The sequence below is a fragment of the Hoylesella oralis ATCC 33269 genome, assembly GCF_000185145.2.
In the GTDB taxonomy this organism is placed as follows: domain Bacteria; phylum Bacteroidota; class Bacteroidia; order Bacteroidales; family Bacteroidaceae; genus Prevotella; species Prevotella phocaeensis.
In genome coordinates this window covers 1,054,644-1,068,263 of sequence record NZ_GL833119.1, presented here as the reverse complement: position 1 = coordinate 1,068,263, position 13,620 = coordinate 1,054,644, and the positions used below count along the sequence as shown (strand labels likewise).

Here is a 13,620-nt window from a genome sequence, read left to right as displayed (position 1 = left end):
AAAACAAAGGCAGACAATGAAAAAGTTAGCACTCATCCTGTACATCATTCTGAGTTCAATAACGGCACATCCGCAGCGAGTAAGCCACGTCTTCAGGGGAGAATCGCTCGCAGAAGTGCTCAAAACATTAGACCGAGAGTCAGACGAATACCGCATCAGCTTCATATTCGACGAACTGGAAGACTTCGTGGTGACAACCTCTTTCAAGAACAAGACCATTCCCGCAGCCATCAGAGACGCAGTGGGATTTTATCCCATACGGATCATTACCGACCACAGCGGGAGCAACATTTTCGTGGAATGCACACAGAAAGGAGGGAAAAGGCTCATAGGAAGGATCGTTGACCAGCATGCACAGCCCGTAATATACGCAAACATAGCGCTGCTCAACCCGGAGGACTCCACTCTCGTAACCGGCGGTGTGAGCAACGAGAGCGGAGACTTCGTCATTCCGACAAGCAGATCGCGAGTACTCATGAGGGTGAGCTGCGTGGGATACAGGACGCTGTACCATCTCGCAGAAGTGGGAGCCGTAGGGACCATAAGGATGCGCACAAGCACTGTGCCTGTGAGGAACGTGACTGTAAAGGCGCACAGGCCCGCATACAGAATAGGAAAGGAAGGGCTCGTGGCAGGGGTGCAGGGAACGAATCTGAGTCATGCAGGGACGGCCGAGGATGTGCTGGGAATGCTGCCGGACATCACCGCTGAGGACGGACACATCGCTGTGTTCGGAAGGGCGGGAAGACCGGTGATCTACATCAACAGCAAGAAGGTGCTCAACAGGGACGAGCTCACGCTGCTCAAGTCGGAGGAGATTGCCAACGTGGAGGTGATTGCCAGCCCCGCAGCACACTACGGAGCGGCGGTGACGGCGGTCATCAGAATCAGGACGGTAAGGAAGAAGGGAGAGGGATGGAGCGGAACTTTCGAGACCGAAGGACGCATCGGAAGATTCGGAAGCGGGAACGCGAATGCCAGCCTGAACTACCGGACGGGAGGACTGGACATATCGGGAAGCATGACATGCTCGATGTTACACCGAAGACAGGAGCAGGACACGTACTGGGACATAAGGGGGATCGTTGAGAAAAACTCGGTGCTCTGCTACGACGACAGGACATCGAAATTAGGCGGAAGGTTCCGTATAAACTACGAATTCTGCAGCGCACACTCCGCAGGACTTACCTGCCACGTGCGACGCATGCACTCCATAGGGCAGGGAAACGGCAGAATAAAAGGAAGACAGCAGGGAGGAACAGACGAAAAATACACCAACCGAATGTCGATGGAACGAAAGGGAAGGACTATGCCCACGATATGCATGTACTATAACGGGACTGTGGGGAGGATAAACATTGATCTCGACGCAGACTTCGTGTATGCGCGCAACAGGATCGGAAACGACTCACAAATAGAGAAGGAGCAGGGAGTGTATGCGGTAAACTCGCTGAACAACAACTGCACAAGGATGTTCGCTATCAAAAGCGTAATGGCCTATTCATGCTACAAGGGAAAGGTAAGCGTGGGATTAGAGCATGTAAGGACCATAAGAAGCAGCATTTTCACCGGCAGCGGGGGGATTGAGTCCATTTCAGACGACGAGATAAGGGAGAGGACATCCGCCATGTTTGCCGAATACGCCCTCACTGCGGGCGATTTCTCGGCAGCGGCGGGTATAAGATACGAGCATACAGGGACGCAGTACTACCGCTTCGGAGTGTTCAGCCACGAACAGAGCAACAGATACAGAGGATGGTATCCGTCGCTGTCGGCACGATATTCAAAAGGAAGAACCTCGTGCCGAATGGGATACACTACGGGAACGCAGAGGCCGGCATACGAGAACCTCACGGGAAACAGGCTCTACGAAGACGAGCATATCTACGAGGGAGGAAACCCGCTGCTGCGCTTCTCCAAGGTACACACGCTCTCGCTGGAGGCACAGCACGGGGGAATCACAATGCTGTGCACCTATGCCGACGTACACAACGACGTGGCATGGATAGACCGGATATACGGAGGAAAGGCCATACTGTACACACCCGTGAACATTCAAAGAAGAAAGAACCTGCACCTCATGTTGACATATTCGGAGCGCATAGGACGGTGGCATCCCAGATACAGCGCAGGAATGAGCAGGCAGATATTCGACCTTTCACAAGAAGGTATTACAGCACGGATGGACAAGCCATACTGGACGTTCAAGTTCTCAAACACGTTCTACCTCCCCGGAGGAATACATGCGGCACTGAGATACGACTGCACAACGGCCGGAAACGAACTCACCGCATACAACAGGGCAAGGCACGCACTATCGTTAACAATGCACAAAACATTCCTCGCAGACAGGCTCAGCGTGAGAATCAAGGCGGCAGACATCTTCAAAACATACAGAAACAGCGGAATATACAGAGGAGCTTACATGACAGTAGACCGCAAGGCATACACTGACACGAGGTTCATAAGCCTGACGGTATCGTACCGTTTCAACACCACGGACAGCAAGTACAAAGGTACAGGAGCAGGGGAAAGCGAGAAAGGAAGACTGTAGAAAAAAGGAAAATTATACCTGTATATTTGTTATAATATTTGAGTAAAAGGGTAAAGGAGTAAAACAAGAAATAAAAAGAGACAACAGTATTAAGCAAGAATAACTTGTTAGGGAAATTTTTCGGGGTGTGTTATAGTAACATACAGATATTCTAAGAAAGATAAGAATGCCGTGTATATGGCTTATAATGGCATCCTATCGTATTTACAACGGCTTCCTACGTGTAGTTTATGATCGATTTTCAGAAAATGTCGAGTGCTAATAATAGTATTTTTCCCATTGCATATATTCAATAAACAATTTTATTCCTTTTGCATCCACTTATTGATTTTTACTACATAAGGTGTATAAATTCGATTGGTTCTTACAATCTTCTTGAATTCTCTATTAATAATTCTGTAATATTTCTGTTGGAGTATAAAGTGTAGCTTTTGATAATCAAGGTATCATTCGTTACTGATTTCGATTTCCGAAAAGAGTTAGGTAACTGTTACATGGCATCCCGATGATATAACAACTCATGATTTAGATAACCAAGAAAACAAATATATAGATTTTTCCGATTATTTGTTTGTGCCATTATAAGACGGCAAATTATGTATCTTTTTATTTTCCGTATTCTTTTTTCACGAACTTATATATTATTTGCCACTTACTTTTTATACGCTACCAAATACCATATATTTCAAGAAAATATCGTATATTTGTGCCATAGAAAACATTATAACTAAACCTATATTTATGAATTTATCGAAAATTTGTTTATCTACACTGATGCTATTCGCAGCACTTGCAGCCGATGCAGACAGCAAGATAGCGCCGGTAGACTACGTTAATCCGCTGGTAGGTACGGAGTCTAAGCACTCTCTTTCTACCGGAAACACCTATCCCGCCATAGCTATGCCATGGGGAATGAACTTTTGGATGCCCCAGACAGGTAAGATGGGCGACGGATGGGCATACGTTTATTCGGCCGACAAGATACGGGGTTTCAAGCAGACACACCAGCCCAGTCCGTGGATCAACGATTACGGACAGTTCGCAATCATGCCTGTTACGGGTAAGCCTGTGTTCGACCAAGACCAGCGTGCCTCGTGGTTCTCTCACAAAGCAGAGATTGCTAAACCTTATTATTATAAGGTATATCTTGCCGACTATGACGTAACAACCGAGATTACCCCCACCGAACGCGCCGCCATTTTCCGCATCACTTTTCCACAGACAGACAATGCGTATGTCGTGGTAGATGCTTTCGATAACGGTTCTTATATAAAAATCATACCGTCTGAAAACAAGATTATCGGCTATACTACGAAAAATAGCGGCGGTGTGCCCGATAACTTTAAAAACTACTTTGTGATTAAGTTCGATAAGCCTTTTGCTTACAATGCCGTCGTATCAGAAAACAAAATCAGCGAGAATAAGGTTGAAACGGCAAGCAAGCATGCCGGTGCCATCATCGGATTTAAAACCAAGCGCGGTGAGCAGGTGCATGCACGCGTTGCATCCTCGTTTATCAGCTTCGATCAGGCGGAACTCAACCTGAAAGAGTTGGGCACACATAGTTTCGACCGTATATGTGCCGATGGGCGCGAAACATGGAACAAAACGCTCGGAAAGATAGAAGTAGAAGACCGAAACATCGATCATTTGCGCACGTTTTACTCTTGTTTGTATCGCTCGGTACTCTTTCCGCGTATGTTTTACGAGAAAAATGCCGATGGAGAAATCGTACATTACAGTCCGTTCAACGGTAAAGTATTGCCCGGATATATGTTTACAGACACCGGCTTTTGGGACACTTTCCGCAGTCTCTTCCCCCTGCTGAACTTAGTATATCCGGAGATGAACCGAAAAATACAGGAGGGCTTGGTAAACGATTATAAGGAAAGCGGCTTTTTACCCGAATGGGCCAGTCCGGGACATCGTGGCTGCATGGTGGGTAATAACTCGGCATCTGTTGTGACCGATGCTTATATGAAAGGTTTACGGGGCTACGATATCGGGACGCTGTGGGAGGCTGTAAAACACGGCGCCAATGCTGTTCATCCTTCCGTTTCCTCTACCGGACGTCTCGGATACGAGTATTATAACAAGCTCGGGTACGTGCCCTATGATGTAAAAATCAACGAAAATGTAGCACGTACTTTGGAATATGCCTACGACGATTGGTGCATCTATCAGTTGGGAAAAGCCCTCGGAAAGTCGGAAAAAGAACTGGCCCCGTTTAAGAAACGCGCGCTGAATTACCGCAATGTGTTCGATAAAGAGACCAAACTGATGCGGGGCAGAAACAAAGACGGCAAGTTCCAAAGTCCATTCAATCCGCTGAAATGGGGCGATGCTTTTACCGAAGGCAACAGCTGGCACTACACTTGGTCTGTGTTCCACGATCCACAAGGACTCATAGACTTAATGGGTGGCAAGGATACGTTCAATGCCATGCTCGATTCAGTATTCAATCTGCCACCCGTATTCGACGACAGTTATTATGGCGGTGTGATACACGAAATACGCGAAATGCAGATTATGAATATGGGTAACTATGCACACGGCAACCAACCTATACAGCACATGATTTATCTATATGATTATTCCGGCCAGCCTTGGAAGACGCAATATTGGGTTCGCGAAGTGATGGATCGCCTTTATAATGCCAATCCCGACGGTTATTGCGGCGACGAAGATAACGGACAAACCTCGGCATGGTATGTATTCTCGGGCATGAGTTTCTATCCCGTATGTCCGGGTTCTAACGAGTATGTACTCGGCACACCGTATTTCGACAAGGTAACTTTACATCTCGACAACGGAAACACGGTAACCATCATTGCCGATAATAACAGTCCTACCAACCGTTATATACAATCTATGAGCCTCAACGGAACCGTATACGACAAGAATTATCTGACACACACCGACCTTCTAAACGGTGCAACCGTTAGATATACGATGGCTGACATGCCCAACAAACAGCGCGGCACGTCCGCAGCTTCTGTACCTTACTCTTTCTCCAAAAAGTAAACTATAGCAAGCTAAATACACCGAAGCAACTCTCTGTACATCAACAAAACCTCCGCCGTTTCTCATTTATATAATATAATAAAGATATAGACACAAGTGGCGGAGGTTTTCAAATGTTTTTTCTCTCTCATTAACAACTTTTGTTTCATTCCTTGTACCTTTTAAAAATGGACATTACTTTTGTGTTATCGAATGAAAAACAACAAAAAAATAATATATTTTCAAGTAGTATAAAACTTTAAGGAGATACACAAGAATAAGGCCAAATATCAACTTTGACCTGACAAAAGCGTGAAAAAAGAAATCACTTATATTGCAACAAAAAATTTATGGAAGAAATCTGTTTATCACGATTCTGTGAGATATTCAAGAAAGTTTACCCTCGGTTTCTTGCTTACGCAAGAACTTTGGTGGACTATAATAATGCTGAAAATGTAGTAGGCGACGTTTGTACCGATCTTTGAAAACGTCGCCAAGAGATTGAGATGGGTGATAAAAACTACTTTTGTGTAACATAAATGTGTAGTACATTTGGCAGACGTGTAGTACAAATCATTCCAAATGGTGCTTTTCACATCCCGATACTTCCCGTTGGTCACAGGATTTAACATTGACATAAAATCCTCTAAACCAACGAGTTGGAGCACAAGTGCCGATATATTAACTAAAAAGGAGACTCTCGAAAGAATCCCCTTTTTACCGTTTTTGTGATCCGCATGGGGCTCGAACCCATGACCCCAACATTAAAAGTGTTGTGCTCTACCAACTGAGCTAGCGGATCTTCCCAACTTCTTTTTCAAAAGCGAATGCAAAGTTACAATGTTTTTTTAGAACAACCAAATTATTCTTTGCTTTTTTCTTTGATTTGATATTCCTTCGTTACATACCGTTGCCAATACGCGATGAGCAGTGTGGTTAGCGGTAAAGCGATAATCAATCCTATAAATCCCAAGACTGTTCCCCAAACAGATAGCGACAACAAAAGTATGGCAGGGTTCAATCCCATCGCTTTTCCCATAATCTTAGGCGTTATTATCATATCGGTAATTGCCTGAATTAAGATAAATAATCCAACGGCCAACCCAAATATAAGCCAAAAACTTTGTCCTGTGTCTGCTGCCTTGAGCATAGCAAGAAAAGCAGTAGGGATCAGTGCAAACGTGTGTAAATAAGGCACAAGGTCTAATATACCTATCAATATTCCTAAGCCTATAGCCATCGGAAAATCGAGTATGGTAAAGCCTATACAAAACATAATGCCCATACACAGTGCCACCAAACATTGTCCGCGGATATAATTATTCAGTTCTCTCTCTACATCTTTCATAAGGTCGCTCCAAAATGCGCGGTGCTTTTGTGGGAATATTCTGATCCAGTTTTCCGTAAGAAACTCATAGTCGAGAAGAATAAAAAACATATACAATAATGTAATCAACGAAGCTACGATACTGATAACCACACTTGCCGTTTGCCCTACAAACGAGAACACCTGCGGTACGGCGGTCTTCACGGCATCGGTGAAATCTTTACTTCTGAAAAACTTCTCCACCTCTTGTTGATTATCCTGCAACCATTTTTGGATAAGAGCTGTGATGTTATTCGTATTCGTAGTTTGATGTATCCATCGCGAAAGCACGTCTCCAAGTTTTTCAAACTGTTCTATTATCGGCGGAATAATAAGATACAAAATTCCGCCTACTATGCCTATAACAAACAACATGGTAATAAGAATTGCCAATACCCGCACTTTTACACGAAGTTTGTTCTGCACAAATTTCACAATAGGATAAAGCAGATAGGCAAACAACCATGCTATGAAGAACGGCAATAACACGCTGCTAAGACAATTTACACCGTAGAGTACTGCGCCTACCAATAAAATCGTACCCGCCAATCTAATAAATCTATCAAACGTAATCTCCTTTTCCAGCATAGCCGTTTCTCGTTTACATCGTTTAATTATTTATTTTTCGTTTTCTCTTCCTGCAACGTCTTTTGATAACAATCGCGGCAAAGCGGCTCGTATTCCGTTTTCTCACCAAGCAACACTTGTTTGTCATTAGGTACAAGCCGATGGCTCACATAAGCCAAGGCTCCGCATTTTACACATATTGCATGCACTTTCGTAACCTCGTCGGCAATGGCACATAATGCCGGAATTGGTCCGAATGGTATACCCTTAAAGTCCATATCCAATCCCGCTATAATCACTCTCACGCCTCTATTTGCCAATTCATTGCACACATCCACCAAGCCATCGTCAAGGAATTGTGCTTCATCAATGCCGACAACATCCATATCCGAAGATAAAAGCAAGATAGATGCCGACGATTCAACAGGAGTAGAATTGATAACATTCAGGTCGTGGCTCACTACATCTTGTTCAGAATACCGCGTGTCTATCGCCGGCTTGAATATCTCAGCTTTTTGCTTTGCAAACTTCGCACGCTTCATACGGCGAATAAGTTCTTCGGTTTTGCCCGAGAACATCGAACCGCACACCACTTCTATTCTTCCGGGGCGATGTGCTTCACCCGTCAAGTTTTCCATCATACCGGTACAAAGTACGAGTTACCGTAAATCATCCTATAACCCGCTGTAATCTTTTATTATTGTACAACTATATTTGTTTCGGTTCATAAAACCGTTGTTAATCTTTTGCAAACTTACAATTTTTTCTCGACTTTCATGCTACTTTAGCAAAGATTTTCCATCTTCTTTTTTCGGATATACGGTGGTCTGAAGTAGCCATATTTATATAAAAAATCTTTTCATACACTTTTTCTATTTTTACTATCACACCATCAAAATACACATAAACCTCTGAATGCAATGTCGTTACAAGTATGTACAAACTGGCAGTATGACAGGGACTTTGCCGTCAGCAACATTTCCGTTTTGCCTTATGGCTATTCTGTATCGCCCGTACATATACTTAATATGGAAGATATAATATAGTTTTACAAAGCATATCTTATAGCAAGTCAAAGAACAAATATAACTTTAGAGATAACAAAAACAGATTGCTGACGGCAAAGTTACTGTCATCCTTTCATATTAAAATCAGCTATATTTACCTAATAATCAATTGTTTACAATTACTACAATAATATAATGGCAAAAATACAAGAATTTATTTTCCTTGTTATTTTACCTCTAATAGCCATAAGTAATGCGAGAAAGTTAGACTTGATATAACCGTTTTTGTTTTCTATTCTGCTTTAAAACCGTGTAAAAACACCCCTGCAACTTACTCATTTAATAATGTAAAACGCAAATTAACAAAAGGATACAATGACACAACGAAAACAAAGACGTTTTAAAAATTGCAAAGAAATATATGCTTTTTTTGCCGATGAAGAATATTTAATTATATTTGCTACCAAATATGGGCACACTATATATCGTACCTACTCCGGTGGGAAATATGGAGGATATGACACTGCGAGCTGTCAGAATTCTGAAAGAGACAGACTTGATATTGGCCGAAGATACACGCACGTCGGGTATACTGTTGAAACATTTCGGTATCCAAAATCGCCTGATGTCACACCATAAGTTCAACGAACACGGTACTTCGGCAGTCATCGTAGAGCGCCTGAAAGCCGGACAAAATATTGCGCTCATCAGCGACGCCGGTACACCCGGCATCAGCGATCCCGGGTTTTATCTGGCTCGCGAGGCATCAAAAGCCGGCATCACAGTACAGTGTCTCCCCGGTGCCACGGCCTGCATTCCCGCTATCGTATCATCAGGATTGCCCTGCGACCGTTTCTGTTTCGAAGGTTTCCTACCACAGAAAAAAGGACGCCAAAGCCATTTAGAGGCATTAAAAGACGAAACACGTACGATGATTTTCTACGAATCGCCTTATCGCCTGCTCAAAACATTGCAACAATTTGCTGCGATTTTCGGCGAAGACAGATCAATCAGTGTGGCAAGAGAGATATCGAAAGTGCACGAAGAATATATACGTGGCACTATTCAAGAAGCGATACAACATTTTACTAAGACCGAACCACGGGGCGAGATAGTAATTATTCTTGCCGGAAAAGATATAAAAAGTAAAAACCAAAAAAAGGAACTGATATGAAAAAATTATTGCTTTGTACTTTCATTTTTACAATGTTGGCAGTTATAAGCTGTAAGCAAGATAATAAAGCTCAGCAATTGTCCAATATAGAACAGAACGACTCGTTGCAGAAAATCATTGCTCAAAAAGACAGTGAGATTAACGATATGCTGGGAACACTCAACGAAATCCAAGAAGGTTTCCGCGAGATAAACGAGGCAGAAAATCGTGTTACTATTGCTAAAGATGGCGAAGGCACTAACAAGACACAGCAGATTAAGGAGAATATCCAGTTTATTTCCACTGCTATGAAGCGTAATCGCCAGCTTGTAGATAAGCTCCGTCAGCAATTGCGCGAAAGTAGTGTTAAGGGAGGGCAGTTTAAGACCACCATTGACAATCTGATGAAACAGCTTGACGAAAAAGAACAACAGTTACAACAACTGCGTGCCGAACTCGATGCTAAAGACATTCATATCTCGGAATTGGACGAAACCATCAACAATTTGAATACAAATGTCAGCAACCTGACTGCCGAGAGTAATCAGAAGAGCGAAACCATCAGCAATCAAGACAAGCAGCTGAACACGGCATGGTATGTATTCGGAACTAAGAACGAACTGAAAGAGCAGCGTATTATAGAAGATAATCGTGTACTGCAATCTAATTTTAATAAAAATTACTTTACAAAGATCGATATTCGTGTAGACAAAGAAATCAAACTCTACACCAAGTCTGCCAAAATTATGACTACGCATCCGTCGTCAAGCTATACGCTCACACGCGATGCCAATAAACAGTATGTACTTCGCATTACTAACCCGCAAATATTCTGGAGTACCAGCAAGTATTTGGTTATCCTTGTGAAGTAACATAGCGTTTACATAGTGAATATACAAGAATAGTTGAAGAGTGTCACGCCTCTTCAACTATTTTTATTTCTAAACAGTTCGTTTTAATTCTCTAATAAACCATTTAGAGAATAACAAGTTAGTTTCTCACGTCTAATCGTTTTGATAAAACCAAACGCATTGATTTTATAACTGCCTTAGAAATTAAGTAAAAATAAATAAGCGGATTTCCCCTTTATCCGTTTGAGAAAATCCGATCTAATTTTAATTGTGCACCAGCGTACCAATGTCTTCACCATCGATCACCTTTCGCAAGTTGCCTTTCACATCCATGTTGAACACATAAATGGGCAGGCCATTTTCCTTGCACATGGTCGTTGCCGTGAGATCCATCACTTTCAGTCCGCGGGTATAGATTTCATCGTATGTAATTTCATTGAACTTCACAGCCGTAGCATCTTTTTCAGGATCGGCCGTGTAGATGCCGTCCACACGCGTGCCTTTCAGCATCACGTCGGCCTCTATTTCTATTCCACGAAGCGAAGAACCCGTGTCCGTGGTGAAATAAGGGCTGCCGGTACCTGCCGAGAAGATGCATACATAACCGTTCTCCATAGCCTCGATAGCTTTCCATTTGCTGTAAAACTCGCCGATAGGCTCCATACGAATAGCGGTAAGCACTTTCGACTTGACATCTAACGCCCCCAAGGCAGAACTCAATGCCAGTGAGTTGATAACTGTAGCACACATGCCCATCTGGTCGCCTTTCACCCTATCGAAACCTTTCTGCGAACCACTCAACCCTCTGAAGATATTCCCGCCACCAATCACAATACCGATCTGCACACCCATCTCGTGTATTTCCTTAATCTGCGCAGCATAATCAGCCAATCGTTCGGCATCGATACCGAAACCTTGCCTGCCCATTAAGCTCTCACCACTCAACTTGAGCAGTATTCTTTTAAATTTAGCCATACGTTCTATTTGTTGTTTTAATTCAATATAAACTCTACTTCCTTAAAGGCATAGCTGCGCATCATGCCCTGCCGGTCACGTAAAACTAAGTGTCCGTCAGGCTTTACCTTTACGATTTCTGCCTCGAAACTGCCCTCTGCATCGCGATATTTATAAAACCCGTTCTTCCGATATAATGCTTCATGATATAGCGAAATAACTGTACAATAGTCACCACTGCACAGCATACCGTAATATTTTTCAAATGTTATGAGTACCTGTTCTAATAGTCGTTCGCGATCTATTTCGTGACCGATAATCGTACAGAGTGACATCGGATTGGGTGCATCACTGTGAAACGTGCGCTGGTTCACATCGATGCCTACGCCGAAGATACAACTTTGCAACCCGCCATGGGCAACTGTCGTTTCTATCAGCGTGCCGCTCACCTTGTAATCGCGCCAATAAACATCGTTGGGCCATTTCAGCGTGAAGCCGTCGGCATACATTTGGAGTGTTTCATGCAATGCCAATCCGCCCGCCATCGACAGCAGAAATTGCTCTGAAACGGACACCATAGCAGGGTGTATGCGCAGAGAAAACAGCAAATTCTTGCCCGCTTCACTCTCCCAGCCGTTGGCTCCCTGTCCTCGGCCAGCCGTTTGGTAATCAGCAGTCACGACGGTTATGTCTGCCGAAGGCTCTTCCTGCAAACCTCTCAGATATTTATTAGTGGAATCAGTTTCCTGCAGTTTGATGATTGTTCGTTTCATCCTCTTAAAACAACAATAAAGGATTAAATGCGTCTTTGATATGCTCCACTCGCATATTATCGCGAGTAGTACCCACAATGGTGATGATATCGAACCGCAGTTCCTCCACCACATCGCACATTTTCACATAAGCATTGGCAGCAACCCCTATACTCCGTATCTTTCGCATGTCCACCGCATCTTCGGGTTTGGCAACTTCATCCGTAGTTCTCGTCTTCACTTCTACGAACACCACCTCCGTCTCATCGGGCGTAAGAGCAATGATGTCAATGTCGCGCTTACCGAATTTCCAGTCGCATTCGCGGATGATATACCTCTTGTCATGCAGGTATTCCACCGCCATTTCTTCTCCCCATTTGCCAAGCTCGTTATGTGCAGCCATGCTATAAATATGGTTTATCTATCGCAAAATTAGTACTTTTATTCCACACATCAAAAAAGAATGTTGTATTTTTGCACCAGATACATTCAGTCACAGCGCAGAATTCGAAGCATGGTTCACACAGGTAGATTATCAACATGACAAAAGAAAAAGAACAACAGCAAAAAGACGAGCAGTTTATGCAGAAAGCGCTTATCGAAGCCAAAGCGGCTTTCGATGCGGGAGAGATACCCATCGGGGCCGTCATCGTTTGCAAAGACAGGATCATTGCACGGGCGCATAATCTCACGGAAACGCTACATGACGTGACGGCACATGCCGAAATGCAAGCTATCACGGCAGCTGCCGATGCTTTAGGAGGCAAATATCTGCCGGAATGTACACTTTATGTCACCATTGAACCATGCACCATGTGTGCCGGTGCTATCGGTTGGGCACAACTCCGACGCATCGTTTATGGGGCTACAGACGAGAAACGGGGCTTCCATAAATATGCCCCGGAAGCGCTGCACCCCAAAGCCACTATAACGGCAGGTATCTTGGAGCAGGAGTGCCGAGAACTGATGCGACAATTCTTCCTATCGAAAAGATAGTTTTCATCTCCCATAATGCCACGACCTCACCAATGAAGACCGTAAGAGAATAAGAAATATGCGTCGAAAGTTTGTTGTTTAGTTTTTTTTATATATCTTTGCACACGTATACTAAACTACAGATGTGAATTTGATGAAAGGCGATACGAGCCGGCCGCATACCTCTTATATAAAGAAAGGTATAGGCGCAGAGCGAAGAAACATAGGTTTCTCCGCAACTTTTAACACATTATATTTGGCCGTCTCGAATAATTTGCTAACACACACACACACACACACACACACACACACACACACACACACACACACACAGGCGCTACCGGCGTAACTTCTCTTTAATATATTTTCGCATACGCGCGCGTAAGGCGTGCCGCAACCTGCATAGGCAGAGGGCTCCCGCAAGTTCCCCCTGCCTCT

10 protein-coding genes and 1 tRNA gene are annotated in these 13,620 nt (G+C 43.8%); 5 read left to right on the top strand and 6 right to left on the bottom strand.

Going from position 1 to position 13,620, the window contains the following annotated elements; all coding sequences use genetic code 11:
• Positions 1-16 precede the first annotated feature (16 nt).
• Positions 17-2,554, top strand: a complete 2,538-nt coding sequence (locus HMPREF0663_RS07090; protein WP_004369674.1) for an outer membrane beta-barrel family protein — start codon at positions 17-19, stop codon at positions 2,552-2,554.
• A 741-nt stretch (positions 2,555-3,295) separates the two neighbouring features.
• Entirely contained in the window at positions 3,296-5,578 is a 2,283-nt protein-coding gene (locus HMPREF0663_RS07085; RefSeq protein WP_004369673.1) for a GH92 family glycosyl hydrolase, read from the top strand.
• A 708-nt stretch (positions 5,579-6,286) separates the two neighbouring features.
• Here the strand turns inward: HMPREF0663_RS07085 and HMPREF0663_RS07075 are convergent.
• The 3 genes from HMPREF0663_RS07075 to HMPREF0663_RS07065 all read right to left on the bottom strand — a co-directional run bounded on the left by HMPREF0663_RS07075 (position 6,287) and on the right by HMPREF0663_RS07065 (position 8,131).
• A tRNA-Lys gene (locus HMPREF0663_RS07075) sits at positions 6,287-6,359 on the bottom strand.
• 60 nt (positions 6,360-6,419) lie between these two features.
• Positions 6,420-7,511 (bottom strand): AI-2E family transporter, encoded by a 1,092-nt coding sequence (locus tag HMPREF0663_RS07070; protein WP_004369671.1) that lies wholly within the window; start codon positions 7,509-7,511, stop codon positions 6,420-6,422.
• A 26-nt stretch (positions 7,512-7,537) separates the two neighbouring features.
• Entirely contained in the window at positions 7,538-8,131 is a 594-nt protein-coding gene (locus HMPREF0663_RS07065; RefSeq protein WP_004369670.1) for a thymidine kinase, read from the bottom strand.
• A gap of 835 nt (positions 8,132-8,966) precedes the next feature.
• On the opposite strand from HMPREF0663_RS07065, the gene rsmI reads away from it, so the two are divergent.
• Positions 8,967-9,671 carry a 16S rRNA (cytidine(1402)-2'-O)-methyltransferase gene (rsmI, locus tag HMPREF0663_RS07060; RefSeq protein ID WP_004369667.1) on the top strand — a complete coding sequence of 235 codons (705 nt, stop codon included), beginning with the start codon at positions 8,967-8,969 and terminating at the stop codon, positions 9,669-9,671.
• A complete protein-coding gene (locus HMPREF0663_RS07055; protein ID WP_004369666.1) occupies positions 9,668-10,522 on the top strand; it encodes a Cbp1 family collagen-binding glycoprotein adhesin in 855 nt (284 codons plus the stop codon). The genes rsmI and HMPREF0663_RS07055 overlap by 4 nt, the downstream gene beginning before the upstream one ends.
• A 243-nt stretch (positions 10,523-10,765) precedes the next feature.
• Here the strand turns inward: HMPREF0663_RS07055 and pyrH are convergent, their stop codons facing one another.
• From pyrH to HMPREF0663_RS07040, 3 genes are read right to left on the bottom strand one after another with little or no spacing between them, the layout of a single operon-like run.
• Positions 10,766-11,476: a UMP kinase gene (pyrH, locus tag HMPREF0663_RS07050; protein WP_004369665.1), complete on the bottom strand. Its 711-nt coding sequence runs from the start codon at positions 11,474-11,476 to the stop codon at positions 10,766-10,768.
• Positions 11,477-11,493: 17 nt separating this feature from the next.
• Positions 11,494-12,228: a biotin--[acetyl-CoA-carboxylase] ligase gene (locus tag HMPREF0663_RS07045; RefSeq protein WP_004369664.1), complete on the bottom strand. Its 735-nt coding sequence runs from the start codon at positions 12,226-12,228 to the stop codon at positions 11,494-11,496.
• 4 nt (positions 12,229-12,232) lie between these two features.
• Positions 12,233-12,610 carry a YraN family protein gene (locus tag HMPREF0663_RS07040; protein ID WP_004369663.1) on the bottom strand — a complete coding sequence of 126 codons (378 nt, stop codon included), beginning with the start codon at positions 12,608-12,610 and terminating at the stop codon, positions 12,233-12,235.
• A 137-nt stretch (positions 12,611-12,747) separates the two neighbouring features.
• Between HMPREF0663_RS07040 and HMPREF0663_RS07035 the strand changes: the two genes are divergently transcribed.
• Positions 12,748-13,203 carry a nucleoside deaminase gene (locus HMPREF0663_RS07035; protein ID WP_004369662.1) on the top strand — a complete coding sequence of 152 codons (456 nt, stop codon included), beginning with the start codon at positions 12,748-12,750 and terminating at the stop codon, positions 13,201-13,203.
• Positions 13,204-13,620 lie beyond the last annotated feature (417 nt).